This window comes from Amycolatopsis orientalis (assembly GCF_000943515.2).
Lineage (GTDB): Bacteria > Actinomycetota > Actinomycetes > Mycobacteriales > Pseudonocardiaceae > Amycolatopsis > Amycolatopsis orientalis.
Map to the genome: position 1 here is coordinate 3579229 of NZ_CP016174.1, position 24282 is coordinate 3603510.

General features: G+C 68.9%; 20 protein-coding genes. 14 read left to right on the forward strand and 6 right to left on the reverse strand.

Translation table 11 applies throughout. From position 1 onward, the window contains the following. Positions 1-56: 56 nt before the first annotated feature. The 3 genes from SD37_RS16110 to SD37_RS16120 form a co-directional block, all read right to left on the reverse strand. Positions 57-1274, reverse strand: coding sequence for an IS30 family transposase (locus SD37_RS16110; protein WP_418189824.1), 1218 nt, complete (start codon positions 1272-1274; stop codon positions 57-59). Positions 1275-1667: 393 nt separating this feature from the next. Further along, positions 1668-2018, reverse strand: coding sequence for an MmcQ/YjbR family DNA-binding protein (locus SD37_RS16115; RefSeq protein ID WP_044850723.1), 351 nt, complete (start codon positions 2016-2018; stop codon positions 1668-1670). Continuing rightward, on the reverse strand, positions 2002-2694 hold the full coding sequence (locus SD37_RS16120) for a hypothetical protein (RefSeq protein ID WP_044850722.1): 693 nt from the start codon (positions 2692-2694) through the stop codon (positions 2002-2004). Before SD37_RS16120 ends, SD37_RS16115 begins: the two co-directional genes overlap by 17 nt. Positions 2695-2881: 187 nt before the next feature. On the opposite strand from SD37_RS16120, the gene SD37_RS16125 reads away from it, so the two are divergent. The 8 genes from SD37_RS16125 (at position 2882) to SD37_RS16160 (ending at position 12906) form a co-directional block, all read left to right on the forward strand. Next, a complete protein-coding gene (locus SD37_RS16125; protein WP_044850721.1) occupies positions 2882-4348 on the forward strand; it encodes an ATP-binding protein in 1467 nt (488 codons plus the stop codon). Between the two features lie 102 nt (positions 4349-4450). After that, entirely contained in the window at positions 4451-6004 is a 1554-nt protein-coding gene (locus tag SD37_RS16130; RefSeq protein WP_236725383.1) for a carbamoyltransferase C-terminal domain-containing protein, read from the forward strand. A 96-nt stretch (positions 6005-6100) separates the two neighbouring features. Further along, a complete protein-coding gene (locus tag SD37_RS16135) occupies positions 6101-7258 on the forward strand; it encodes an NAD(P)/FAD-dependent oxidoreductase (RefSeq protein WP_044850719.1) in 1158 nt (385 codons plus the stop codon). Further along, entirely contained in the window at positions 7255-8514 is a 1260-nt protein-coding gene (locus SD37_RS16140; RefSeq protein WP_044850718.1) for an ATP-grasp domain-containing protein, read from the forward strand. The genes SD37_RS16135 and SD37_RS16140 overlap by 4 nt, the downstream gene beginning before the upstream one ends. A gap of 5 nt (positions 8515-8519) precedes the next feature. Continuing rightward, positions 8520-9344, forward strand: a complete 825-nt coding sequence (gene ddaH, locus SD37_RS16145) for a dimethylargininase (RefSeq protein WP_335622507.1) — start codon at positions 8520-8522, stop codon at positions 9342-9344. 9 nt (positions 9345-9353) lie between these two features. Next, entirely contained in the window at positions 9354-10775 is a 1422-nt protein-coding gene (locus SD37_RS16150; protein ID WP_044850717.1) for a cation:proton antiporter domain-containing protein, read from the forward strand. A 6-nt stretch (positions 10776-10781) separates the two neighbouring features. Then, positions 10782-11795, forward strand: coding sequence for a TauD/TfdA family dioxygenase (locus SD37_RS16155; RefSeq protein ID WP_044850716.1), 1014 nt, complete (start codon positions 10782-10784; stop codon positions 11793-11795). A 256-nt stretch (positions 11796-12051) separates the two neighbouring features. Next, positions 12052-12906, forward strand: coding sequence for an SDR family oxidoreductase (locus SD37_RS16160; protein WP_044850715.1), 855 nt, complete (start codon positions 12052-12054; stop codon positions 12904-12906). Here the strand turns inward: SD37_RS16160 and SD37_RS16165 are convergent. The 3 genes from SD37_RS16165 to SD37_RS16175 form a co-directional block, all read right to left on the reverse strand. Further along, positions 12869-13912 (reverse strand): glycosyltransferase family 9 protein, encoded by a 1044-nt coding sequence (locus SD37_RS16165; protein ID WP_044850714.1) that lies wholly within the window; start codon positions 13910-13912, stop codon positions 12869-12871. The genes SD37_RS16160 and SD37_RS16165 overlap by 38 nt on opposite strands. Further along, entirely contained in the window at positions 13909-15396 is a 1488-nt protein-coding gene (locus tag SD37_RS16170; protein WP_044850713.1) for an HAD-IIIA family hydrolase, read from the reverse strand. The genes SD37_RS16165 and SD37_RS16170 overlap by 4 nt, the downstream gene beginning before the upstream one ends. Before the next feature lie 905 nt (positions 15397-16301). After that, positions 16302-18407 (reverse strand): catalase, encoded by a 2106-nt coding sequence (locus SD37_RS16175; RefSeq protein ID WP_044850712.1) that lies wholly within the window; start codon positions 18405-18407, stop codon positions 16302-16304. A gap of 129 nt (positions 18408-18536) precedes the next feature. Here SD37_RS16175 and SD37_RS16180 point away from each other — a divergent pair, with 129 nt between their 5' ends. From SD37_RS16180 to SD37_RS16205, 6 genes are read left to right on the forward strand one after another with little or no spacing between them, the layout of a single operon-like run. Next, on the forward strand, positions 18537-19901 hold the full coding sequence (locus tag SD37_RS16180; protein WP_044850711.1) for an aldehyde dehydrogenase family protein: 1365 nt from the start codon (positions 18537-18539) through the stop codon (positions 19899-19901). Beyond that, on the forward strand, positions 19901-20956 hold the full coding sequence (locus SD37_RS16185; protein ID WP_044850710.1) for an FUSC family protein: 1056 nt from the start codon (positions 19901-19903) through the stop codon (positions 20954-20956). The genes SD37_RS16180 and SD37_RS16185 overlap by 1 nt, the downstream gene beginning before the upstream one ends. Positions 20957-20984: 28 nt before the next feature. Continuing rightward, positions 20985-22040 carry an NAD-dependent epimerase/dehydratase family protein gene (locus SD37_RS16190; RefSeq protein ID WP_044850709.1) on the forward strand — a complete coding sequence of 352 codons (1056 nt, stop codon included), beginning with the start codon at positions 20985-20987 and terminating at the stop codon, positions 22038-22040. Beyond that, positions 22037-22846: a nucleotidyltransferase family protein gene (locus tag SD37_RS16195; protein ID WP_044850708.1), complete on the forward strand. Its 810-nt coding sequence runs from the start codon at positions 22037-22039 to the stop codon at positions 22844-22846. The genes SD37_RS16190 and SD37_RS16195 overlap by 4 nt, the downstream gene beginning before the upstream one ends. Continuing rightward, complete coding sequence (locus SD37_RS16200) at positions 22843-23580, forward strand: metallophosphoesterase family protein (RefSeq protein WP_174567838.1); 738 nt, start codon at positions 22843-22845, stop codon at positions 23578-23580. Before SD37_RS16195 ends, SD37_RS16200 begins: the two co-directional genes overlap by 4 nt. Continuing rightward, positions 23577-24257, forward strand: coding sequence for a phosphate signaling complex PhoU family protein (locus SD37_RS16205; RefSeq protein WP_044850707.1), 681 nt, complete (start codon positions 23577-23579; stop codon positions 24255-24257). The genes SD37_RS16200 and SD37_RS16205 overlap by 4 nt, the downstream gene beginning before the upstream one ends. Positions 24258-24282: the final 25 nt, after the last annotated feature.

Below are 24282 nucleotides of genomic sequence, written 5' to 3' on the forward strand. Positions count from 1 at the left end.
CGGAAGTCCGTGAAGGCCTCCTTGAGGGATCCAGAGTCCCTCAAGGAGGGGCGGATTCACATGGTGGTTGCAACACGCATTGTTTGTTGGTCTGAGAGTAGTGCTTCGAGGGCTTCGGCGGGTGTGTGCCAGCCGAGGGTCTCTCGGGGTCGTCCGTTGAGTTCGGTGGCGACGCGGGCGAGGTCGGCTGGGGTGTGCTGGGTGAGGTCGGTGCTTTTGGGGAAGTATTGGCGGAGCAGGCCGTTGGTGTTCTCGTTGGTGCCGCGTTGCCAGGGTGCGTGAGGGTCGCAGAAGTAGATGTCCAGGCCGGTGGCCAGGGTGATCTGCTGGTGGTGGGCCATTTCTTTGCCTTGGTCCCAGGTCAGGGACTTGGCCAGCAGTGGTGGCAGGGTGTGGATGATCTCGGTCATGGCGTGAGCGACGGTGGCGGCGTCGCGTCCGTGGGGCAGGTGCAGCAGCATCACGAACCGGGTCGAGCGTTCGACCAGGGTTCCGATCGCGGACTTGTTGTCCTTGCCCAGGATCAGGTCGCCTTCCCAGTGCCCGGGGACCGCGCGGTCGGCGGCCTCGGCGGGCCGGGCGGAGATGTTGACCATGTCCTTGAGCCCGCCGGGGGTGCGTTCCCGGCGGGCCTGGGCCTGACGGCGTGGCATCCGCAGTGCCCGCCCGGTCCGCAACGCGGCGGTCAGTTCGCGGCGCAGCGCACCCTTTCCCTGGACATACAAGGATTGGTAGATCGTTTCGTGTGACACCCGCATCTCCGGCCGGTCGGGGAACTCCAGCACCAGTCTCCGGGAGATCTGACGCGGGGACCATTTCCGGTCCAGTCCGGCCTGCACCACCTGGCGCAACGAGGCGTCCGCGGCCAGTTTCGCGACCTTCGGGCGTTTCGCGCGTTCCTCAGCCGCGTGCTGGGCACTGACCGCCCGATAGGCACCGGAGGTGCCGGTGTTACGGGCCACCTCGCGTGACACCGTCGAGGCCGGGCGGCCGATCACCCGCCCGATCGCGCGAGGCCCCTGCCCTGCCGCGGTCAGGCAGGCGATCTCTTCCCGCTCGGCCAGGCTTAACCGGACCGGACCAGGCCGGGTGGGTGCGTTACCGATCACCCCGCCAGCCTGCCGGAACAACCGCACCCCCGTCGTCGGGGACAAGCCCACCGCCCGGGCCGCCGGCTTCGCCGCCACCCCGGCCCGGACCTGCTCCCAAAACGCCACCCGCACCGACCGCGGCAACCACCGATGAACCCGCACCACCACAACCCCGCCCTCCATCAGACGGTGTTGCAACAACCCCATGACTCCGAGAGGCCTTCACGGACCGCGATATACGGTCAAACGGAGTCAATCGGACATTTCTGGCTGAGTAGTGTCCTTTGTGGACCATAGGGGTGCAGGGGGGCCACCCTTGGGTGCCTGGCAGTGCGGCTCGGTTGAGGGAAGGGGCCTTCGCGCGAATCCGGGCGGGTGGGGCGGCTTCGGTTCCGGGGGGTGTCATAAGGGGTCCCCATAGGACGAAATTCGTCCCATGGGGACCCCTTATGACATTCGCCGCCCCCAGATCCGCGGTGAGGGCCGGATGCCCCGGGAGAGGATCCGCCCGAAAGGGAATTCACGGGACCGAAAAGGGTAGTCGGCGGCGCCAAATGGCTCACGTCGAAAGGCGTGTCAGCGCGGGTTCTTTTCGAGGTATTCCGCCCAGACCTTCTTCGGTACGCACATTCGCCAAGAGTCGACGATCAACTCTCGTAACTCTTCGTAATCGATCGCGGACAGCCGGACGCGGACCCACTGATAGCGCATATCGGACGCGATCGGCATCATGAACTTGTCCGGTTCGCCCGCCACCAGCGCTTCCCGCTCCTCTTTGGGATAGCCGAATCCCAGTACGGTTTCGTCGGGCGAGAGCGAAAGGAACACGATTCGCCCCACGCGGAACTTCACCCGGTCCCGGACCAGTGCCTCATAGGCCCGGGGTAGCTCCGAAGCGATCTTCCTGACATCATCCCCGGTTACCATTTTTCCACCATTCTCCGCGTTTCGTTCCCCAGTCACCCTTGGCGCCCATGGTGATGGCGACGTAAAGGTATTCGTCGAGGACCTTCGCCAGTGACACCGGCCTGCCCACCAGGGCAGAAATACCGTCGCCGTTCGAGTTCGCCTCCGCGATCACGGCGGCGGCCCACTCGCGGCCGAGTCGCAGGTGCCTGCCGAACGCGGCGCCGTCCCTGGCGCCGTGGAGGGTGACCGCGATGGCGGCGTCCCACGGCATGATCGTGTTGGGGCGCAAAGCATACAGTGCCTTCGCGGCCGCGGTCGGACCCAGGGTGCGCCTCGTCCGCCCCGCCGAGACGACGACGCCGGAGAGGTCCGCGTACGCCTTCGCGGCCGTGTCGATCCCCGCGTCCGTGAGGTGGGCGAGATCGGCCTCCGGCAGGGCGGCGCCCCAGGTCTCCCACCAGGTCCGGATCCCGTCGTCGAAGGGAGCGGGCTCGCCTTCGCGCGGATACCGGATTCGGCAACCCCACGAGTTCAACCAGCGAAGAAGAATTGTGCGATGTGCGGCCTGTGACAGGTCGATCGCTGACCGCGTTTCTCGGGTGAGACGAAGCCAGGAGGTGTCGGCATTCGCGAACCCGTTGAACACTTCGGCGGTGCGCCGGAGTTCGGCGAGGGGGGGGAGGGAGCTGGACATGGCGGAACCCTATCCGGTGCCACCAAGCAGGTGAATTTACCCGTCCAACTATTGGACTTTGTACATTGAGTCACCTATTTGTATCTGCTGCATGGTTCATTGGTCCTTTAGGGTTGTGGCCAGGAAGGCCACAAGGATGTCGGTTACGCAGCGCGATCGCGTTGCCCCATCCAGGGGAGGAGATGGCATGGGCAGACCCGAGCGACCGTTGGACGGCTCCACTGGTCCGATCGCCGCATTCGCTCATGATCTGCGGGTATTACGGAACCGGGCGGGAAACCCGAGCTACCGGGAACTCGCCAGGACGGCGCTGTTCGCGCCCTCTGTGCTGTCCAGCGCGGCCAGCGGCCACCGGCTGCCCACCCTCGCCGTGACACTGGCGTTCGTCTCCGCGTGCGGCGGTGACCGCGCGGCGTGGGAACGGCGCTGGCGGAGTGTCGCCGGGCAAACGGGAGGCGGCGTCGAGGCACGCGAGGAGCGGGTGGCCGCACCGCCGACGGCCGAGATCCCGGCGGATGGCGCGCACGCGCTGGCATCCGGCGTCATCCACCTCGCCCGTCCGGCGCAACTGCCGATGGGATCGAGGACTTTCGTCGGCCGGGAAAGGAATCTGGCCGAGGCCGCCGGGATGATCGGGGCGACCGGGCCGGTCAAAGTGCCGTTGGTCGTCAGTGGCCCGATCGGTGTAGGGAAAACGGCCTTCGCGTTGCGACTGGCCGAAGAGGTCGCCGCGGACTTCCCGGACGGGCAGCTTTACGCCGACCTGAGCAACAGCGGGACCGGTGGCCGCTCGGCCAACGGGATCGTGCGCGGTTTCCTGCGCGCGCTCGGGGTGCCGGCGCATCTCGTGCCCGACGACCCGATGCAGCGCATCGGGCTGTACCGGTCCTTGCTCGCCGAACGCCGGTTGTTCGTGCTGCTGGCGGGAGTGAGCGACGAAGGACAGGTGCGGCCGTTGCTGGGCCAGGCGACGCACAGCCAGGTCGTGGTCACCAGCCGCGCCCGGCTGCTCGGACTGGAGGACACGAACCGGATCGAGCTGGACACGTTCACCCGCACCGAATCGCTGGCGTTGATCGGGCGCATCGCAGGCGGAAACCGCGTCCGCGCCGAACACGACGCGACCGACGCGATCGCCGACCTGTGCGGGGATCTTCCGCTGGCGATCAACATCGTCGGCCGCAAGATCGCCGCGCGCCCCGAATGGGCGATCGCCTACACCGCGGGCCAGCTCGCGGATCGCGACCGGCTCATGGACAGCCTCTGTGTCGGCGACGTCAACGTCCGTGACCGGTTCGCCTCGGCGTACGAACATCTTCCGCCCGCCGGACGGGAGGCCATCCACCACTTCGGGCAGAACGGGGCGGGCTGGACGACGTCGATCGGCGTAGCCGCGGCGATGGGCAGCACGATCGAGACCGCGGACGAACTCCTCGAATCCGTCGTGGACGCCGGACTTCTCCAACGCGCCAACGTCGCCGGGCGCTACGCGGTCTCCCGGTTGGTCAGCGCGTTCGCCGCCGGGCTGTACCGGGAGCCGAACCCGCTCGCCGTCGCGGTCCCGATGGCGGGCCGCCGGGCGCGGAAGAACGCGTTCGAGGCGCTGCGCCACGAGACCGTGCGCACCCTGCCGGGGGGCTCGTCCGAAGGTTGATTGTTCTCCCCGCGCGACGCTTCCGGTCAACGGACGGCGCGGCTTGAATGAGTCGACGAATGAAGGCGAGCGAAATTCGGTGACACAATGCTGATTCTGTCCATGAAAGAGGGTCACGATGGCGGGATCGTGGCGATCGAGGACGGCAAGCTGCTGTTCGCGCTGGAGTCGGAAAAGGACAACTACCCGCGCTACGACCGGATCACCGGCGAGCTGATGGCGCGAGCGGCGGGGATGCTCGACAAGCAACCCGACGTGGTGGCGCTCGGCGGCTGGGTCAAGGGTGAGTTCTCGGTGGAACCCCCGTCCCGCACCGGATACTTCGGTGTCGGCGAGGGCGCGATCTCCGACGAGGCTGGCAAGTTCTTCGGCAAGGACGTGCGCTACTTCTCCTCGACCCACGAGCGCTCGCATATCTACACCTCGCTGGGGATGGCGCCCGCGGCACCCGGCCAGGAGTACTACTCCCTGGTGTGGGAAGGGAACATCGGGGACTTCTACCGGATCGACGAGCGCGGTGAGGCCACTCACCTGCAGCACGTGCTGACCGACCCCGGCGCGAAGTACGCTTATCTCTTCGCGCTGGCGGATCCGGGTTTCCCGCTCGGCAAGGGAAAGTTCCGGTTCAACGACGCCGGCAAGCAGATGGCGCTGACCGGGTTCGCCGAACCCGGCCCGCTCACCCCGGACGAGCAGAAGACCATCGACTTCATCCTCGACCGCGACGGCATCATCCTCGGTCTGTCCAAAGAGGAGATGTCCTGGTCCCATCTGTACAACGCCGGGGTGTGGTCGCAGGAATACCGCAACGCGGCGGCCAAGCACTCACAGGCGATCTTCGGCCGGTTCCACGACTACGCCGAGAAGAACCTGACCGAAGGCCTGCCGCTGCTGATCTCCGGTGGTTGCGGGCTGAACTGCGACTGGAACCGGTTGTGGCGGGAGAGCGGCCTGTTCTCCTCGGTGTTCGTGCCGCCGTGTCCCAACGACAGCGGTTCCGCGCTGGGCACGGCCATCGACGCGCAATGGTTCTACACCGGGCAGGCGACCATCGAGTGGGACGTCTACGCGGGGGAGGACTTCGTCGAGGACGTCGTCCCGGATCCGGCCAAGTACGAGACCCGGCCACTCGTGGCGAGCGAGGTCGCGAAGTACATCAAGGACGGCAACATCATCGGCTGGGCGAGGGGCCGGTACGAGATGGGGCCGCGGGCGCTGGGCAACCGGTCGATCCTGGCCGCGCCGTTCACCGTGGACACCACCGTGCGGCTCAACAAGATCAAGCGCCGTGAGGACTATCGCCCGATCGCGCCGATCGCGCTGGAATCCGACGCGCCGAAGTGGTTCGTCGGCTCGGTGCAGGATCCGTACATGCTGTACTTCAACCACGTCACCTCCGACGAGTTGAAGGCCATCACGCATGTCGACGGCACCGCGCGCACCCAGACGGTGACGCGGGAGCGCAACGCCGGCATCACCGACCTGCTCGAGGCGTTCCGCGAGCAGACCGGGTTCAGCGTGCTGTGCAACACCTCGCTGAACAACAACGGGCGCGGTTTCCTCAACCGCACCAGTGATCTCATCGAGTACGGGGAGACGTACGGCCTCGACGGCTACGTCATCAACGACACGTTCGTGACCCCGCGAGCTTCCTGAATCCCTGCCCGACGGGGGTAGGACCCGGATGCCACCTCCCCAGTGGTGGCATCCGGGCATCCCGTCGCGCCCACTTTCGCCCGGAGGGGGAAGGCCATGCGAGTCGTGCTCGCGGGCGGCGGCGTCATCGCGCTGCTGACCGCCATCGAGTGCGTGTCGGCCGGGCACGAGGTGATCGTCGCCGACCAGGCCGACATCCCGTTCTCCGGTGCCACTTCGTTCGATCGTCACCGCGTGCTGCGTGCCCTGCATCCCGGCGACCTCGCCACCACGGCGGCCGCCGTCAGCGCTCATCACGCGTGGATCGAACTCGAACGACTGCTGAGCACGAGGTTCTACGAACAGGTCGGCGCGCTCACCGCGATCGACGCGGAGAAGGCGGCGGCCGCGCGGGAACTGCTGACCGCGGCCGGTTCGAAGGCTGAGGTGTTCGGTGCGGGCGAACTCGCCGACGCGTTCCCGCACGCCGGGTTCCACCCCGGAACGGGCGCGGTTCTCGAGTCCTACGCCGGGGTCCTGCTCGCCGACCGGGTACTGGCGGCCTGTGCCGGCCGGCTCCGCTGGCACGCGCACGCCGAACTTCACCCGCATCGCAAGGTGGTCGGTGTCGACGCCGACCGTGCCGAGGTGCGGCTGGCCGACGGCGGGATCCTGCGGGGGGACGCCGTGCTGCTGGCGGCCGGGCCGTGGTCGCGGGAGTTGCTTGCCCCGGAGCTGTCCAGGGAACTCGTGCTGCACCGGCAGACGATGCTCTACTGCGACGTCCCGCCCGCCGACGCCGCCGCGTGGGCGGCGACCCCGGCGATCACGTCACTCGGCACTCCCGGCGGCGCGTGGCTGGTCCCGCCGGTCGCCGGGACGCCGCTGAAGCTCAGCGCCGCGAGCGCCTGCCGGGTCGTCGACGACGTCGTAGGCGGCACGGCGCCCTCGTGGTGGCGTGAGCACCTGATCGACACGTTCGCCGCGCTGATCCCGGGTTTCCGCCGGGACTGGCTGGTCGACACCCGGGACTGTCACTATCTGGCCCGGCGTTCCACCCTCGGCCCGATGCTCGCCGTCCTCGGCGACCGTGTGCTGTCCTACGCCGCGTGCGGCGGCTCGTCCTTCAAGTTCGCTCCGCTGATCGCCCGGTCCCTCGCCGCCCGCCTGACCGGTGCGGATCCGGCCCCGACCGGACTCGAACCGCTCGACCGGCCGCTCATCCGCGCGTCCGGCGTCCACCCAACCCGCCCTGCCCTACGAGGTGTGTCGTGAAACTGCTCGCGTTGGAAGCCAGCCAGAACTCCTACTACTACCTGCCCCGGTATCAGCAGATCGAGGACTTCGGCGGCGTGCTGTACGTGCTCAACGGGATCGGCACGGAAGACCTCTGGCCGCGGGAGCGCTACCGGATCGCCGGCAGCAACCACATCGACGACCTCGTCCGCCAGGCGAAGGCTTGGCACGCCGAGGAATCCTTCGACGGCGTGCTCACCTTCTCCGAATCCGGCGTGGTCCTGGTCGCCGCGGTCGCGGAAGCACTCGGCCTGCCCGGGATCGGCGTCGACGCGGCGCGGACGAGCCGGAACAAGCTGATCATGCGGCAGGCACACGAGAAGGGCGGCGCCGCGCATCCGGACTTCCGCTTCGTCGAGGACCTCGACGCGGCCCTGCAGGCGGCCGAGGACTTCGGTTACCCGGTGATCCTCAAGCCGACCCTCGGCGCGGCGAGCAACTTCGTCTTCCGCGTCGACGACGCGGAGAAGATGCGGGAGCGCTACGCGCAGGCGCGCGCCGGGATCGACCGGATGACCTGGTACAACATGGAGGCCGAAGGGCTGGACCTCGGCCCGCACGGGTTGCTCGTCGAGTCCTTCCTGGACGGACACGAACATCTCATCGAAGCGCTCGCCTGGGACGACGAGGTCTACCTCGGGTCCATTGTGGACAGGGTCACTTCGGAGGGCGAGACCTTCGACGACGACGTGCACCACGCTCCGACGTCGCTCACTCCCGAAGAGGTGGCCGAGGTACACGCCGTGGTGACCGCCGGGGTGCGGGCGCAGGGGCTCACCCGCGGCGCGTTGCACGCCGAGGTCCGGTTCCACCAGGGCAAGCCGTTCCTGCTGGAGATCGCCGTCCGCCCCGGCGGCGGGGGACTCGACCACATGGCACGGCTTTCGGCTGGCTACGACCCGATCAGAGGCCTCATGGACGTCTCCCGAGGCGTGCGGCCGGACGTGCGGCATTTCAGCCCGACCGGGGTGCACACCGCCGCGATGTGCCTGATCTGCCCCGGTGGAGTGATCGCCTCGATCGACGTCCCGCCGGCGGTGAGCGAATCGGAAGCCCTGTACTACCTGAAGATCTTCGCGAAACCCGGCGACCTGATCAAGCGGCCGCCGCTCGGCAACAACATCTTCGGCGGCATCGGCGCGCTCGGCTCGTCCTTCGACGAAGCCATGCGCAACGCGAACGACCTGGCCGGGAAGATCGAGGTCAAGCTCTCCGAAACCCAGAAGCAGCAGTAGAACGCGTGGAGGACAGCGTGTCACGTACAGCCACCCGACGGCATTACCTGATGGTCAGACCGACGTACTTCGACGTCGAGTACTCGATCAACCCCTGGATGGACCCGAAGAAGCCCACGTACACCGAACTGGCCATCGCCCAGTGGGAGTGGCTGCACGACCTGTACGTCGACTTGGGCCATCGCGTCGATCTGCTCGACCCGCTGCCCGGGCTGCCCGACATGGTCTTCGCGGCCAACGGCGCCACCGTGGTCGACGGGCAGGTGCTCGTCGCGCGGTTCCAGCACACGCAGCGCTGCGGCGAATCCGAGGCCTACCTGGAGTGGTTCCGTGCCAACGGATACCGCTACGTGCGGCAGGCACAGTGGGTCAACGAAGGGGAAGGCGACTACCTCGTCGCCGGGGAACGGATCCTCGCCGGGACCGGGTTCCGCACGAATCCCGAGGCGCACAACGAATCGCGTGAGTTCTTCGGCCGTCCGGTGATCGGGCTGACGCTGATCGACCCTCGGTACTACCACCTCGACACGGCGCTCGCGGTCCTCGACGACGACACGGTCATGTACTACCCGGAGGCGTTTTCCGAGGACAGTCTCATGGTGCTGAAGGAGCTGTACCCCGACGCGATCCTGGCCTCCGAACGCGACGCCGCCGTGTTCGGCCTCAACGCGGTGTCCGACGGCAAGCACGTCGTGCTGCCGCAAGCGGCCACCGGGCTGACCGCCCAGCTGCGGGAACACGGGTTCGAACCGATCGGCGCCGACCTGTCCGAACTGCTCAAGGCGGGCGGCAGCGTCAAATGCTGCACGCTGGAACTGCGTGCGGGATAAGGAGAACAGATGGATTCCGCGCAACCGGAAGCCCGGCGGGCGGTCACCCTCCGGCGGGTGCTGACCGGTGCCGTGCTGGTCGCCGTCCCGCTCGTGGTGGTGGTCGTCGTGCTCGGCTTCGGCTCGGCCTACGACCAGGGCCACGCCGCGACGGCCACGGCCGCGCCGGGTGGGGCCGACCCGTATCCACGCCTGCTCGTCGCGCTTCCGGTGATCCTGGCCGCCTGTCATCTGGCCGGGCTGGCCGCACGACGGCTCGGGCAACCCGCGGTCATCGGTGAGATCATCGCCGGCGTCCTGCTGGGGCCGTCCCTGCTCGGTTTGCTGTGGCCCGCCGGGTTCGCCTGGCTGTTCCCCGGCAACGTGGTCTCCATCATCAACGTCCTCGCGCAACTGGGCTTGATCTTCTTCATGTACCTGGTCGGCTCGGAGATCGATCTCGACGCGGTGCGGCGGCGCGGGTTCACCGCGGTGACGGTGAGCCAGGTGAGCATCGCGCTGCCGATGGTCTCGGGCATCGTGCTGGCCTTGGGGCTGTACCCGGTCTTCGGCGGCGACGTCGGATTCCTGAGCTTCGGGTTGTTCATCGCGGTGTCGATGAGCGTGACGGCCTTTCCGGTACTGGCCAGGATCCTGACCGACCGCGGGCTCGCGAAGACCGCGCTGGGCGCGCTCGCCCTGACCTGCGCGGCGGTCGACGACGTCGCCGCCTGGTGCCTGCTGGCCGTCGTGATCGCGATCAGCCAGGGCGGATCGGGCAACGAGGTGTTCCTGACCATCGCGCTGACCCTGGTCTTCGTACTGGTCATGGTCTACGCGGTCCGCCCGGTGCTCGCGAAGTGGCTCCCGCGGGTGCCCGAGTCGGCGGTGCTGGCCATCCTGCTCGCGGGGATCATGCTCTCCGCGCTGGCCACCGAGGAGATCGGCATCCACCCGATCTTCGGCGCGTTCCTGTTCGGCGTGATCGCCCCGCGCAAGGATCCGGTGGTGAGCCGCGCGGCCGGGAAACTCGGCAGCGTCACCGTGACCCTGCTGCTGCCGCTCTTCTTCGCCTACACGGGGTTGCGGACGCAGTTCGGCCTGCTCGGCGAGGCGAGCCTGTGGGCGTGGTGCGCGCTGATCACGGCGGTGGCGGTCTTCGGGAAATGGGTCGGCAGCACCGCGGCCGCCCGGCTGACCGGCGTCGGCTGGCGCGATTCGCTGTCCCTCGGGGCGCTGATGAACTGCCGTGGACTGACCGAACTGGTGGTGCTCAACGTGGGGCTCCAGCTGAAGGTGATCAGCCCGACGGTGTTCGCGATGCTCGTGATCATGACGCTGGTCTCGACGGTCGCCACCGCGCCGGCGCTCGCCCTGATCTCCAGGTTCGGGAAGAAGTCCGAAAAGGACACCGAGAAGACCGCCGGTCCAGCGGCGGCGGAAAGTAGATAGGACGCCATGACCAGCAAGCAGGAAACCCTAGTCGGCACCTTCGCCGAGGTCGTGCTCGCCGACGAGGTCCGCGAGGCCATCGGGAGCGAGTTGCGGACCTTCCCGAATCCTGTCGGCGACATCGACCGTGCGCTGGCGATGCTCCGGGTCGTGTTCTCGCGGCTGCCCATCGACCAGCTGCAGACGATCCTGGACTTCGGCAGGCACGTCGACACTCCCGGCGTCGCGCTCGTGCGCAACCTGCCGGTGGACCCGGAACTCCCGGAGACACCGATCGACGGGGAACCCAGCAAGGACAAGAAGACCTTCGTCGCCGAGACCGTCCTTTTGGGACTGAGCCAGCTGCTCGGCGAGCCCGTCGGGTTCACCACGGAGAAGAGCGGGCGGCTCGTGCACGACGTCGTCCCGGTTTCGGCGGGGGCGCGGAGCCAGACCAATCAGAGTTCGCACGTGTTCCTGAACTTCCACAACGACATCGTGCACGACGACCTCGGCCGGTACGACGTGTCCAATCCGGACTTCCTGGTGCTGAACTGCGTGCGGCAGGACGGGAACAAGGAGGCCGTCACCTACTACGCCGACGGCCGGGACATCTCGGCCGCCCTCGACCCCGCGGTACTCGACATCCTGCGCCGTCCGCTGTTCCGGCTCAACGCGCCCGGCAGCTACGTGCGCGACGTGGCCAAGGGCGCCGACGTGCTGTCGGACCTGGTGCCGATCATCTCCGGGCCGCCGGACTCGCCGGAGGTGGCGGTCTCGGCCAACGGTGTGGTGGGGGAGACCGTCGAGGCGGAGCAGGCGCTGGAGGAGCTGCAGCGGGTCTGCCGCGAGGTCGCGCACCAGGTCAAGCTGGAGCCGGGGACGGCGCTGCTGATCAACAACCGGAAGGGCCTGCACGCGCGGTCGCAGTTCTTCGCGCGGCACAACGGGCGGGACCGGTGGCTGCAGCGCACCTACATCCGGCGCAGCCTGTGGACGATCCGGTACCGGGGCAAGGACGGGGACCGGCGGGTGCACTGAGCGCCGGTGAGTGCCCTGTCTCGTGAGTGGTGATGACGGTTAGAACCAAGGGTGTCTCAGGTACCTGCCGGGCGTAGGTTCGTTGGCGGCTGGCCGTGAAGGCCTCCTTGAGGGACCCAGGGTCCCTCAAGGAGGCCTTCACGGACTTTGGGACGGCCACATGCGGCTCGCTGGCGACCAGGCGCGCCCATGTTCAGAACCGCGCCGGCACGGGTAACCGCTCGGGGAAGATCCACAACCGACCGGAGGAGCCCCGATGGCCGACAAGTTACGACCGCCGCAGCAGCAGGACCCGCCGGGCGTGACGTCGAAGATGGACCCGCCGCCCCGCGATTCCATGGAGGATTACGAGGGCCGTGGCCTCCTGGACGGCAAGCGCGCGCTCATCACCGGTGGAGACTCGGGGATCGGCAGGGCGGTCGCCATCGCTTTCGCCAAGGAAGGCGCCGACGTCGCGATCGCCTACCTCAACGAGCACGAGGACGCGAAGTACACCGAGGAGCGCGTCCGGGCCGAGGGCCGCGAATGCCTCCTCCTGCCGGGTGACCTGGCCGAGGCGGCACAGTGCCGCGAGATCGTCGAGCGGACCGTGAACGAACTCGGCGGACTCGACATCCTGGTCAACAACATCGCCACCCAATGGCCGGTCGATTCGCCGGAAGAGCTCACCGACGAACAGTGGACCCACACCTTCGATGTGAACATCCACAGCTTCTTCCGGGTGACGAACGCCGCGCTGCCGCATCTGAAGAAGGGCGCGGCGATCATCAACACGGGTTCGGTGAACGGGTTGCGGGGCAACAAGTCCCTCATCGACTATTCCGCGACCAAGGGTGCCGTGCACGCCTGGACCTACGCGATGGCGCAGGCGCTGGCCGACCGCGGTGTCCGGATCAACTGCGTCGCGCCGGGTCCGGTGTGGACACCGCTGATCCCGTCGACGTTCCCGCCCGAGAAGGTCGAGAAGTTCGGCCTCCAAGTGCCGTTCGAGCGAGCGGCCCATCCCGACGATCTCGCGCCGTCGTACGTCTTCCTCGCGTCCGACCGGCTTTCGTCCTACTACAGCGGTGAGGTCATCGCGGCCCTCGGCGGCGAGACGACCCCCGGCTGAGGTGCCCCACCGCCTCGACGACGTCCTCGGGCGGGACGAGGTCCAGGCAGGGATGGCCGGGCACCGGGCAGATCCGGGCCCGGCTGTCCCGGCACGCGGCGTGCTGATCGCCCAGCAGCGCGGCGGGCACGCCGTACGGCGCCCAGCGCGACGCGGGGACGACAGGGGCGAACAGGGAGACCACCGGCGTCCCGACGGCGGCCGCGAGATGCGCGGTCCCGGTGTTGGGCGCGACGACCACCTTCGCCCCGGCGAGTACGGCCGCCAGTTCGGACAGCCCCGTGCGCCCGCCCAGGTCTAGCGCGTCCCCGGCGACCTCCCTGGTCAGCTCCGTTTCCGACGGCGACCCGGTCACGACGACGCGATACCCGGCGGCCTGCAGGGCCTTGACGATCGCGGCGGACCGCGCGGCGGAGGGTTGCCGGGCCGGCACCGAAGCGGCGGGATGGACGACGACGTATCCCTCGTCGAGCGGTCCGGGCCCGGGCAAGCCGTCGACCGGCGGGAGCGGCCGCCGGATCGCGAGGCCACCGTTGTCCCCTGAGGGCAACGAGAACCCGGCTTTCCTGGCGAGAGACAGCATGCGGACCGCTTCCGGGGGATCACCGGGCACGTGATGCCGCAGATCCAGCAGCGACCCCGGATAGTCCTCGCTGATCGCGCCGATCCAGGGCACGCCGGCCATCCGCAGCACCAGGGCCAGCGGGAGCGGCGACTGGTGGAACGACGTGAGCACGAGCGCCGCGTCGAGGGACAGCCCGCGCAAGCGCCGGACGAGGCCGTCGACGTCCTCTTGGGTCACCGGCGGGGGTTCGGGGTCGATCCACGGTGCGCACCAGGTGAGCACCTCGTCGACACCGGGCAGCAGATCACCCGCGGCACGGCCCCGAGGTCCGGTCAGCAGGATGACTCGTTCCGCCCCGGCCGCCACCGCGCGGACGCAAGGACCGGCGAGCAGGACGTCGCCGAGGTTGTCCATCCTCGCGACCAGCACGGTCCCTCTCATCGGCGATCCGCGACGGCGAGGTGGACGGCTTCGGCGAGGTCACGGGCGACGGTCGCCCGGCGGCGGGCGCGGGCGACCTCCTCGGGCCGGGTCCGCGGGGTCGGGATCAGGATCGCGCGGGCCCCGGCGGCGAGCGCGGCGTCGACGTCGGCCCCGGTGTCGCCGATGACCACGCACCGGCGGACGTCCACGCCGAGCGCGTCGGCGGCCTGACGCACCAGCCCTGGCGCGGGTTTCCGGCAGGTACAACCGTCTCTGTCGTCGTGCACGCAGACCTGCCAGGTGCCGAAGGGCCCGAGGACCTCTTCGACGCGGGCGTTCACCGCGGCCAGCCGGTCCGGCGTGATGAGACCTTTCGCCACCCCGGACTGGTTGCTGACCACGCCGATCCGGATCCCCGCCGCCCGCACGCCGTGCAGGAGTTCCTTGGCGCCGGGAACGGGGCGGACGCCGTCGGGATCGTCGAGGTAGGGCACGTCGACGATGAGGGTGTCGTCCCGGTCGAACAGCACCGCGTGCGGTCGCCGGGAGAGCCGATGGCGCACCTCGCCGCGGAGCCGGTGGTAGCACGCCGCGGGCGGGATGAGGACGCTGGTGACGAGCATGCGCGAGATCTCGCCGGGAGTGAGCGGCCCCGGCGCGATCCGGCGCGCGGCGAACTCGGCGGTCAGTCCCGCCCACAGTCCCGCCGCCGCGGTCGCGGCCTTGCGGCGTCCCAGCGCGAACAGCGCGGCGGCACCCACCGCGCTCGCCGTGGCCAGCGCGTGCCGTTCGAGCCGTCCGTGGCCCGCGGCGGTCTGCTGGCGCCAGAGGACACCGTGCTTGCGCCGCATGAGCGCGTCGTCGGCGTTGCCGCGCTGGGCACGCAGGCTGGCCAGCGGACCCGATCGCTTGGGCGGATGAGTGGTGACCCGTTCGCCCTTCGCGATCAGGTAGCCCGCCTTGGTGACGTTCAACCCCAGGTCGGAGTCTTCACGGTAGGCGCGGGGAAAGCGTTCGTCGAAGCCGCCGACCTCGGCCAGCACCGTCCGGCGGTACGCCATGTCGGCGGTGATCCACCTGGCCGTCTCCAGCCCGGCGGTCCCGCGTTCGTCGTCGGTCGGACGGCGGTCCGGCGGCAGCGGCACGACGAGCCGGGCTTGCGACGCCGCGGTGTCCGGCCCGAGCGGAAGAAGGTCCTCGGCGAGTTTCCTCGGCCAGTCCGAGCCGACCAGCACGTCGTCGTCGAGGAAGGCGATCCACTCGGACGTCGCGCGCCGCCACCCGGCGTTGCGGGCGGCGGCGGGACCGCGGCCGCCGGTGCGGATCACCTCGACCTCCGGCGTGCACGGCGGCAGCTTCAGGTCCGCACCGCCGGGCCGGTCGTCGGCCACGATGATCCGCGCGGGTCGCGGTTCCCCGGCGGCTTCGATACCGGCCAGGAGAAGATGGAGATTCTCCCGGCCGGTGGTCGGGATGACGATGGTGTAGTCCAGCTGGGTCACTCTCTTCCGATACCCGGGTACGCCGGGCGCAAACGCGCCGGAGGCGCCCTTACGTAAGGGGAGGTGCAGACCATGGCGGGACGGACCTTGTCGCCCCGGGATCGAGACGCGGACTTTCCTGACTCGAGGCAGCGGGTGAAGGGCGGGCTGGGGTGGGCTTCCCGAGGAGGCCGGGCGCACCTCGTGACTGTCCATAAGGGACAGTCTCCAGTGAATCGATGTCCGATTGATGTCTGTGTGTACGGTCGCGAAGGGGGTCGTGAGCGGCAATGAGGGTTATTGAGAGATAAGCCAAACATGGCGCGATCGGCTCGCAGCTGTGAAGGCCCCAAGTGGGGCAGGGAGCGTCCCATGTCTGTCCACAAGGGATAGTCACCAGCGACCCGGTGTCCGATCGATGCCTAGAAGTACGGTTCAGGATGGGGTCGTGAGTGATAAAGAGCGTTAGAACGCTACTTATCCCTCACGACCCCATCCCAAAACCGCGCGAACTACTCAAATTGGACACCTGGGGCCGGACAGGAGTCTCTTGCGGACACCTGGGGTCGAAACTGGCTTCCGCCAGCCAATCCGGTACCGCGGCGGGGCACGCCATATTTGCCTTACCCCTCAATAGAACCCTATTTGCCACTCACGACCACCTTGCGAGATCGTGCAAACCGCTCAAGTCGGACATCTATGGCCGGAAAAATGTCCTTTGTGGACAGTCGTGGGGCGTGCCCTGCCTCATCGGGGAACCCCTCGCCTGCCGTCTGGGGGTGAAGGCATCCTTCATTGCTGTGAGCGTCGCCCGCTGGGGAACGGCGAGTAGTCCGTGAGCGATGATCAGGAGGGCTGTCGAGCGTGTCCATGAAGGAATTGGGACGTTGCGTGTCCCAATTCCTTCATGGACGCCCGGGGCTCCGCTAAGCCGGAATCGAGTCGGTCTTCCGCAGCCAGGAGCGGTGTTCGCCCAGCTGCGCGAGGAACGAGGAGAAGAAACCGTCGGGGATGGTCAGTTCGGCCGCGGTGGTGGTGACGACGCCTTGGTCGATCAGGGTTTCCGCGCCATCGGCCAGTTTCGCCGTCACTCCGGCACGGCGCAGCAGGTCAAGACCCGAACCGAAACCGGCCACCGGCTTCCCGTGCTTGTACGCCTCGGCGACGAAGTGCACCGCGTAGCCGTCGCGTTCCAGGATGTTGATCGCACCAGGACCGCACGGGACGACGACGGCGTCGTAGAGCACTGACGCCATGGTGTTGAGCTGCCTGTCGGGCCGCAGGGGATCCCCTTCACCGCCCGGCCGGAGTTCGGCTTCGGTGGGCGCCAGCACCTCGACGATCGCGCCCTGTCCGGTCAGGGCTTCGACGAGACGGCCGACCCCGACGGTGTCGACGCCATCGGCGGCGAGCACGGCGACCTTGCGGCCGGTGGGGTCCGCGACCGGCTGGTTCAGCTGCGAGAGCGCGGGAGACGTGCGGTCATGGTGCGGCGCGGCCGGAGCGGCGGGCACGCTGACGCCGATGCCCTCGGCCACCCTGGCGGCCAGGTCGTGGTCGACGTTGTTGAGGTCGGTGACCGTCCTCGCCCGGACCTCACGGTCCTCCACCTTGCCGAGTTCGAACCGGAACGCCGCGACGATGTGCTCGCGTTCGACGGCGGTCATGCTGTTCCAGAACAACGTCGCCTGGCTGTAGAAGTCCTTGAAGCTCTCGCTGCGCTCCCGGATCTTGTGCCCGGCGACGGCTTCGGTGTAGTGCTTGAACACGCCGGAGTCGGCGATCGCCGGGCAGCCGCCGCCGAGCGAGTTGGGGAAATAGCTCGTCCGTCCCTTGTGGACGTTCTGCTGCCCGTGGCCGTCGCGCTGGTTCGTGTGCACCTGCGCGATCGGCCGGTTCACCGGCAGCTGGGAGAAGTTGGGACCGCCGAGCCGGATCAGCTGCGTGTCGAGATACGAGAAGTTCCGCGCCTGCAGCAGCGGGTCGTTGGTGAAGTCGATCCCGGGCACGATGTTCGCGGTGTGGAAGGCGATCTGCTCGGTCTCGGCGAAGAAGTCGTCGGGGTTGCGGTCGAGGACCATCCGCCCGACCGGCTGCACGGGCACCTGCTCCTCGGGGATGAGCTTCGTGGCGTCCAGCAGGTCGAAGTCGAAGTCGTGCTCGGCGTCCTCGTCGACGAGCTGCACGCCCAGTTCCCATTCCGGGTACTGCCCGGCCTCGATGGCGTCCCACAGATCGCGCCGGTTGAAGTCGGGATCCTTCCCGGCGATCTTCTGGCATTCGTCCCAGACCAGCGAATGCGTGCCGAGCACGGGCTTCCAGTGGAACTTCACGAAGGTGCCCTTGCCGTCGGCGTTGACCAGCCGGAAGGTGTGCACGCCGAAGCCCTGCATCATCCGGTAGCTGCGCGGCAGCGCGCGATCGGACATCAGCCAGAGCACCATGTGCAGGCTCTCCGGCTGCAGCGAGACGAAATCCCAGAACGTGTCGTGCGCCGACTGCGCCTGCGGTATCTCGTTGTGCGGCTCGGGTTTGACCGCGTGCACGAAGTCGGGGAACTTGATGCCGTCCTGGATGAAGAAGACCGGCATGTTGTTGCCCACCAGATCGTAGTTCCCCTGGCGGGTGTAGAACTTGGTCGCGAACCCGCGGACGTCGCGGACGGTGTCGGCCGAGCCGCGGGAACCGGCGACCGTGGAGAAGCGCACGAAGACGGGGATCTTCTCACCGCTGGTGAGGAACTCCGCGACCGTGTAGTCGAGCAGGGAATCGTCGTAGGCCTCGAAGTACCCGTAGGCGCCCGCTCCGCGTGCGTGGACGACGCGTTCGGGAATTCTCTCGTGGTCGAAATGCGTGATCTTCTCGCGAGCGTGGAAATCCTCCAGCAGCGTCGGGCCACGGGCCCCGGCCGTCAGCGAGTCGTCCGTATGCCCGACCCGGACGCCCTGCTGCGTGGTCAGCGCGGAATCCCGGGGATCCACGCGGCTTCCGCGCAACTGCTCGTCCTTCGCGTCCTCTCGATGCTGTGCCACGGGGCCGCCCTTCTCGGTGATGGTCTTTCCGCACGGCTACCCGTACGCCGATCCGGTAAACGGCGTGCGCGAAGTGTCGAATCGCTCCTTCGGGGTAACCGACCCGCAAACACTGCGAAGGAGGTGCGAATGCCGGCAATGGAGCGGACTGCCGTGCTGGAGATCCGCAACCCGTCCGACGACAGTCTCGTCGGAAGCGTCAAATGCGCGTCCTCCGACGCCATCCAGGCCGTGATCACCACGGCACAGCGAGGCGGGCGCGCGTGGGCGGCCACTCCGGCGGCCGAACGCGGAGCGGCGGTGAAGGACACCGCCCGGTTGCTGCGTGAGCGGGCGGGCGAACTCGCCGTCCTCATCGAGCGCGAGACCGGGAAGCCCCGGACCGAAGCGGAGGAAGGCGTGCTGGCCGGCGTCGGGACGCTGGAGCAGTACGCCGAACTCGGGCCGGTGCACCGCGGGAGGTCACTGCTCGGCGACCCGGGTGCGACCGATCTGATGGTGCCCGAACCACGCGGCGTCGTCGTGGCGCTGACCCCGTGGAACGACCCCGTCGCGGTGGCCTGCGGGCTGCTCGGCGCGGCGCTGGTCACCGGGAACACGGTGGTGCACAAGCCGAGCGAACGCTGCCCGTACACCGGCGCCTGGCTCGGCGGCGTGCTGTCCCAGGCCCTGCCGGAAGGAGTGCTCCAGACCGTGCAGGGCGACGGAAGCGTCGGGGCGGAACTCGCGGCCCATCCGGACGTCGACGTCATCGCGCATGTCGGCAGCACCGACGCGGGCCGCTCGATCGCCGCGAGCGCCGCCAGGACCGGGGCCAAGGCGCTGCTGGAGAACGGCGGCAACGACCCCCTCATCGTCGACGCTGACGTGGATCCCCACTGGGCGGCCGCACAGGCCGCGACGGGGGCGTTCGCCAACTCCGGGCAGATCTGCGTCTCCGTCGAGCGGATCTACGTCCATCAGGACCTCGCGGACGCCTTCCTCAGCGCGCTGGTCGCCGAGGCCGGTGGCCGGGAGCTGGCCCCGCTCGTCGACCGGCGTCACCGCGATCGCGTGCACACCCAGGTGGCGGAAGCGCTCGCCCAGGGCGCCGATCCGCTGGTCGGCGGTGTCCTGCCGAACGGCCCCGGCGCCTTCTACCCGGCGACCGTCCTCACCGGCTGTACCCCGGGGATGCGGGTGTTCACCGAGGAGACCTTCGGCCCGGTCGCCCCCGTGCGGGTGGTGCCGGACTTCGACCAGGCGCTCAAACAGGCGGCGAGCGACGAATACGGGCTCGCCGCCACCGTGCTGACGTCGTCGATGACGCACGCGCAGCGGGCCTGGCGTGAACTCCCGGTCGGCACGGTGAAGATCAACAACGTCTTCGGCGGCGCACCCGGCGGGGCCGCGCATCCGAGGCGGGCCAGCGGGAGCGGCTACGGCTACGGGCCCGAACTGCTCGACGAGATGACGCAGACGAAGGTCGTCCACCTGGCTCCGCCGGGGGCGTGATGGCCGGGCGGATCCGGTGGACGGCCCCGTTCACCTGGCTAGGCCGGGTGGTCCGGGTTCCGGGGGAGGAGCGGCGAAGCCTCGTCCAGATCACGAAGGCCGCCGCGGCGGCCGTGATCGCCTGGCTCGTGGCGACGTCGGTACTCAAGCTGCCGCAACCCTTCCTGGCCCCGTACGCGGCCGTGTTCCTGGTGCAGGCCACCGTCTACCGGTCGCTGCGCGGCTGGGCGCAGCAGGTCGGCGCGGTCAGCGTGGGTGTGCTGCTCGCGGCGGGCGCCGGCCAGCTGATCCCTTCGATGACGGTGGCACTCGGGCTGGTCGTCTTCGCCGGGTTGCTGATCGGCTCCTGGCGGGGGTTCGGCGACTCGGGGGTCTGGGTCGGGGTCACCGGCATGCTGCTGATCTCCTACGGCAACGCGACCGAGCCTGTCCTGCTCGCCGACAGATTGCTGGAGACCGCGCTGGGCGCGGCGATCGGCGCGGTGGTGAACGCCGTTGTCCTGCCACCGCTGCACGGGCAGCGGCTGCGGGAGGCGACGTCCCGGCTCGCTTCGGCGATCGGGGACCTGCTGGAGGAGACGGCGGCACTGGTCCGGGGCGGCGAGCCGGTCGAAGCGGCCGACCGCCTGCACGAGGGGATGCGTGACGTCCGCAGCCTGGTCTCGGACGCGGAGGACGCGATCGGCTGGACCAGGGAGAGCCGGTACCTGAACCTCCGCCGAGGGCGGGAGGCGCGGGACGAGCCGCTGGCGAACCTCATCTCGCTGTGGTCGCCGCTCGCCCAGCTGATCGACGCGGTGAGCGAGGCGGCCCAGAGCGAACAACCGTTCCGGCATCCCGGCGAGTACGCGCGCGGGGTGGTCGGCGAGCTGCTCGAAACACTCGCCGAGGTGGCCCGTTCGGGCGATCCGGCGAAGCAGGACCGGTGCCGCGCGCTGGTCGAGGAGATCGATCACCTGCTCGTCACGCCCACGGACGAGGTCACGACGTCGATCGGGCTCGGCGCGATGGCCCTGCCCGCCCGCCGCCTGGTCCAGCGGCTGGAGGCGGATTAAGCCGTGTCCACGGTGGGTAACCGTACCCATGACCGGAAGCGGAAAGCGGATCGTGGTCACCGGTGCCACGGGCAATGTCGGGACGGCCGTGGTGCGCGCGCTCGGTTCGGACCCCGAGGTCGGGTCGATCGTCGGGTTGGCCAGGCGCCCCAGCCGGTGGGAGAGCCCGAAAACCGAGTTCGTCACCGCCGACGTCACCCGGGACGACCTTCGTGCCGTCTTCGACGGTGCCGACGTGGTGATCCACCTGGCGTGGCTGTTCCAGCCCACCCATCGGCCCGAGGTGACCTGGCGGTCCAATGTGCTCGGCTCGATCCGGGTCTTCGAAGCCGCACAGGCGATGCGGGTCCCCGCGCTGGTGTACTCGTCGTCGATCGGGGCGTACTCGCCACGGGACGACGACCACCCGGTGACCGAAGAGTGGCCGACCCACGGTTCGCCGAAGGCCGCGTACACCCGTGAAAAGGCTTACGTCGAAAGGGTTCTCGAAGCGTTCGACCGGAGTCATCCGCGGATGCGGGTGGTGCGGGTGCGCCCGGGCTTCCTGTTCCAGAAGGCGGCGGCGCCCGAACAGCGCCGGCTTTTCGGCGGGCCGCTGGTGCCGGAGCGGCTCGTGCGCCCGTCCCTGATCCCCGTGCTGCCGGACATCCCGCAACTGAGGATCCAGACCGCGCACACCGAGGACGTGGCCGACGCCTACCGCCGCTGTGCGCTCCAAGAGGTCAAGGGAGCGTTCAACATCGCCGCCGATCCGGTGCTGGACACCCGGTCGCTGGCCCGGATCTTCGGCGCCAAACCGGTGAAGGTCCCGGCGGTCTTCGTCCGGCGCGCGCTCGCCGCGGCTTGGGCCCTGCACCTGATCCCGGCCACGCCCGGACTGTTCGACGCCGTCCTGCACCTGCCCGTGATGGACTGCACGCGGGCCAGGGAGGAACTGGGCTGGACACCGCGGTACTCGTCGGAGGACGCGATCGAGGCCTTCCTCAAAGGACTGCGGGAAGGAGAGGGCCTGCCGACCGAGCCGCTGAAACCGGACGTCGGCCGGGCTCACGAACTGGCGACCGGAGTGGGGGAGCGGCCGTGAAAGAGAAGGAACTCCTGCACACCCTGACCAAGGTGGTGACCACTTTGGACGGTACGCCGGTGCGGTTCGCCGTCGCCGGCGGTCTCGCCGTCTACGCCAGAGGCGGTCCGGCGTCCGACCACGACGTCGACCTCTTCCTCAAGCACGAGGACATCGAGGAAGCGGCGGAGGCCCTGGTAGCCGCGGGACTGAGACGTGTGCACCCGCCGGAAGACTGGCTCACCAAGGTCTACGACGGCGACTGCCTGGTCGACCTGATCTTCCGGCCCAACCACCGGCCGGTGACCGACGAGATGCTCGACCGCGCGTCGCTGATGCGGATCGGGGCGACCGCCGCGCCCGTGCTCAGCGGGACGGATCTGCTGGTCGACAAGGTCCTCGTGCTCAGCCCGCACCGGTGCGATTTCGGGCCGCTGCTGCGGATCGCCCGCGACCTCCGCGAGCAGGTCGACTGGCACCGGGTGGCCGAGGAGACCTCCGCTTCGCCCTACGCGTGGTCTTTCCTGACCCTGCTCGCGGCACTGTCCATCATCGACGGGAAGGAGCTCCCGATGCCCGCGGAAGCACCCCAGTACCTGGTCGCCAGGCTGACCAAGGCGCTGGCGGAGGATCCGAGGACGGCCGAACTCGGCGTGCACGTCACCGTGCGCGGCGACCAGGTCCGGCTCAGCGGCGAGGTCGCCTGCGAGAACCGCAAGGCCGACCTCGAAGCCGTCATCTGCGAACACATCGCGGCCGAACTCGTGCACAACGACGTCCGGCTGGCCGACGTGCGCGAACCCGCGCGCGCCGAGGAGATCCGGTGATCCGGGTCGCCGCGGTCGGGGACGTCCACCTCGGTGAGGACAACCGGGGCCTGCTGCGGCCGGCACTGGACCACGTCGGCGAACACGCCGACGTACTGCTGCTCGCGGGGGACCTCACGCGACACGGCACCGTCGAGGAGGCCAGGGTGGTGGCCGACGAGTTCGCCGGACTCGACGTCCCGGTGGTGTCGGTGCTCGGCAACCACGACTACCACTCCGACCAGGCGGAAGCGATCAGTGGCCTGCTGGAGGAAAGCGGCATCACCGTCCTGGAGGGCTCCGCGACCACGCTGCAACTCGACGGCGGGACGCTCGGCGTCGCCGGGGTGAAGGGGTTCGGCGGCGGCTTCGCGGGCAAATGCGCCAGCCGGTTCGGCGAACGTGAGATGAAGGATTTCGTCGAGCACACCATGGCGGCGGCGCAACGGCTGCGCACCGCGCTGGAAGGACTCGAACACGAGGAGCCGGACGTGATCGTCGCGCTGACGCATTACGCGCCGATCCCCGGTACGCTGCACGGCGAACCACCGGAGATCCACCCGTTCCTGGGGTCGTATCTGTTGTGTGAGCCGATCGACGAGGTCGGGGCCGCTCTCGCGGTGCACGGGCACGCGCACTACGGCAGCGAACAGGGCGTCAGCCCGGGCGGGGTGCCGGTGCGGAACGTCGCCCAGCCGGTGATCCGGTCGGCTTACGCGACGTACGTCCTCGAACCGGCGAAGGCATTGGCATGAGAGAACGATTCCATGGTCAGCTCACCGTTCTCGGCGAGCGGCTGTCGGACATGTGCGGGATGGCGTGCGAAGAGCTGCGCCTGGCGAACCGCGTCTTCCTCGACCACGACGTCGAGGCAGCCGCCGAGCTCGCGACGGTCGAAGCGCGGTTGAACATGGCGCGGACCGAATGCGAGGAGACCGCGCAGAAGCTGCTCGCCCTGCAGGCGCCGGTCGCGAGGGATCTGCGGACGGTCCTCGCGGCGGTGTACTGCGCCGACCGGCTGGAGCGGATGGGCGACCTCGCCCAGCACATCGCCGAGCAGGTCATGCGGGCGCCGGAGTTCGCCGTCCCCGACGCGCTCACCGGCCGGTTCGGTGAGATGGCCGGACTGGCCTGCTCGATGGCGGAAGACCTCGGCGCGGCGATCGACGGGCCGACGGCCGAGGTGTTCCAGTCGCTGGCACGGTCCGATCAGCGCGTCGACGCTCTTTACGAGGAGCTGATGGAGCTGGTCACCGGTCCCGAATGGACCGAAGGCGTCGCGCCCGCCATCTCGGTCACGCTGCTGGCCCGCTTCTACGAACGGTACGCCGACCAGGTCGTCTCCGTGGCGCGCCGGGTTGATTTCGCACTTACCGGGGAGCTGCCCGCTTCCTCACTCCGAGACCCCCTCCCGCCGCAGTTAGTCGACTAACTGCGGGGGCTCGTGAGTGGTAATG